This window comes from Aeromicrobium sp. CnD17-E (genome assembly GCF_024124745.1).
Taxonomy (GTDB): Bacteria; Actinomycetota; Actinomycetes; order Propionibacteriales; family Nocardioidaceae; genus Aeromicrobium.
In genome coordinates this window covers 1-2,253 of record NZ_JAMXRU010000193.1, presented here as the reverse complement: position 1 = coordinate 2,253, position 2,253 = coordinate 1, and the positions used below count along the sequence as shown (strand labels likewise).

Here is a 2,253-nt window from a genome sequence, read left to right as displayed (position 1 = left end):
GTCGCCGTCGACGTCGCCCGCCGGGGGCTCGTCGGACCAGCCGTCGGGGTCCACCGCGTGCGGCGGGGGTGCCGCGGCGAGCGGTGCGTCGTCCTCGACGTCGTCGGTGGTCGCGGCGGTCGCGGGCGACTCGGCACCCTCCGGCTCGTCCTCGGCCCACTCGTCCTCGGACCGCTCGCCCTCAGCGCGGGGGGCGTCGTGGTCGGCGAGCGACCAGCTCTCCGTGGGGGCGTCGTCGAGGTCGAGCTCGTCGGACTCGACCACCGGCTCGACGTCGGCGCCGGAGACGGTCTCGTCGAGGTGTCCCTCGTCGGTACCCTCCACGTCGGGCGACTCCGGTCGCTCGTCGTTCATGCCTGGCTCCCTCGGGTGGTCGGCTCTGCGGCGACGATCGCGCGATCGTGCCCCGTGCGACCGGTAGTACAACAGAGGATCGACCCCTGCGTCACGCTCGTCGGCGCCGGTCGCATTCCTCCCATGATGACGGAGCGACCCCGGCGGCCCCGCACCGCGCTCACCTGGCGAGGCGCGGCGCGACCACGACCGCGGCCGCGCAGAGCCCCAGGCCGCCGATCGTGAAGGTCCACCCGAGGGTGTCCGAGGCCACCAGGTAGGAGCCGGTCGACTGCACCTGCTGGAGCAGCAGGACGAGCGTCCAGCCGAAGCCGAACCAGGCTGCGCCGACCCGCACGAGACCGTCGCAGGCCACCGCCGTGGCGAGCGTGGCCACGAGCGCGAGCACGAGTCCCCACGGGACGTCGAGGCCGCCCACCCCCACGGTCATGCGGTGCACGACGGCACCGAGCGCACCGACCCACGCGCCCAGCAGCAGCACGCCGACGCGGGCGAGGACCGCCCGCACGCTCACACGCCCGTGCCGGCGAAGAGGTCGTCCTCGAACGACGTGCCGGGCACGGGTGCCGCCACACCTTTCACCAGCCGGTAGTGCTCGGTGCCCCACGCGCGGAACGCCACGTCGTTGGACAGGGCGAAGAACGGTCCGTCGACCGAGATCTGCGTGGCGTGGGCGCGCATGGCGTCCAGCTTCGCGTCGACCCACGGGCTGCCGTCGATCTCCGCGTCGAGGTCGTCGTCGTCGATGGCGAACGGCGGCAGGTGGTCGGGGTCGAGGCCCTCCATGAACTGCAGGTCGCCGGCCGCCCGGATCTCCTTGATGCCCTCGCGCATCGCCCGCGCCGACATCGCCGTCCAGTAGACCTTCGCGACGTCCCACGCGTCGCCGAGGTCGTGGCGGTAGGAGCGGGCCGCGGCGAGCGCGACCGCGTAGTGCGCGACGCGGTGCGCCTGCACGTGGTCGGGGTGGCCGTAGTTGCCGAAGTCGTCGTAGGTGACGAGCACCTGGGGACGGACCTCGCGGATCACGGCGACCAGCTCGTTCGTCGCCTCGAGCAGGTCGGCGTGCCAGAAAGCGTTCTCGTGGATGTCGTCGGCGGCCGTGGCGTTGCCGTCGTCGCCCCACTTCATGCCGGAGTCGCGGAAGCGGCCGTCGCCACCGAGCCTGCGGAAGTCCGTGACGCCCAGCAGCCGCATCGCCTCGGTCAGCTCGGTGAGCCGGTGCTCGCCGAGCGCGTCGTCGCGGTCGGCGGCCAGGTGCTCGAGCTCGGGCACGAGGATCTCGCCCATCTCGCCCAGCGTGCAGGTGACCAGCGTGACGTGCGCTCCCTCGCTCACGTACTTCGCCATCGTGGCGCCGTTGTTGATGGTCTCGTCGTCGGGGTGGGCGTGGACGAGCAGGAGACGACGGTCGGGCAGGGGCATGAGGTCAGCGTATCGGCGGGCCGGGCACCCGACGGTCGGGCGAGGCGAGCGGGTGATGCCGGCCCCCGACCGTCCGGATGATGGGATGGGCGCATGAGCGTCTCCTACCCTCGTCTCGCCGCCCGCACCGCCCGGTTCACCCTCGGCATCCCCCGCGACCTCACCGTCTCGCCGGACGGCTCGACCGTGTGGTTCGTGCGGACCGCCGACGGCGTCTCGCGCACCGGTGCGCTGTGGGCGCACGACGTCGCGACGGGCGAGGAGCGCGTGCTCGTCGACCCCGCGACGCTGCTGGCCGACGGCGAGCAGCTGTCAGCGGCGGAGCGGGCCCGCCGGGAGCGCTCCCGCGAGCAGGGCGCGGGCGTCGTCGGGTACGCGACCGACACGGCGGGACGCTGGGCGTCGTTCGCCCTCTCGGGTCGGGCCTGGGCGGTCGAGCTGGCCTCGGGCGAGGTGCACGAGCTGCCCGCCGTC

At 73.7% G+C, this 2,253-nt stretch carries 2 protein-coding genes and 2 pseudogenes; 1 reads left to right on the top strand and 3 read right to left on the bottom strand.

The features are described from left to right. From NH339_RS17995 to mshB, 3 genes and pseudogenes are all read right to left on the bottom strand, one after another. Positions 1-354: pseudogene (locus NH339_RS17995) on the bottom strand (hypothetical protein); the annotation flags it as partial. A gap of 160 nt (positions 355-514) precedes the next feature. Further along, positions 515-868, bottom strand: coding sequence for a hypothetical protein (locus NH339_RS17990; RefSeq protein ID WP_253027367.1), 354 nt, complete (start codon positions 866-868; stop codon positions 515-517). Then, positions 865-1,779, bottom strand: coding sequence for an N-acetyl-1-D-myo-inositol-2-amino-2-deoxy-alpha-D-glucopyranoside deacetylase (gene mshB, locus NH339_RS17985; RefSeq protein WP_253027366.1), 915 nt, complete (start codon positions 1,777-1,779; stop codon positions 865-867). Before mshB ends, NH339_RS17990 begins: the two co-directional genes overlap by 4 nt. 93 nt (positions 1,780-1,872) lie before the next feature. Here mshB and NH339_RS17980 point away from each other — a divergent pair. Further along, positions 1,873-2,253, top strand: a pseudogene (locus NH339_RS17980) (S9 family peptidase); the annotation flags it as partial.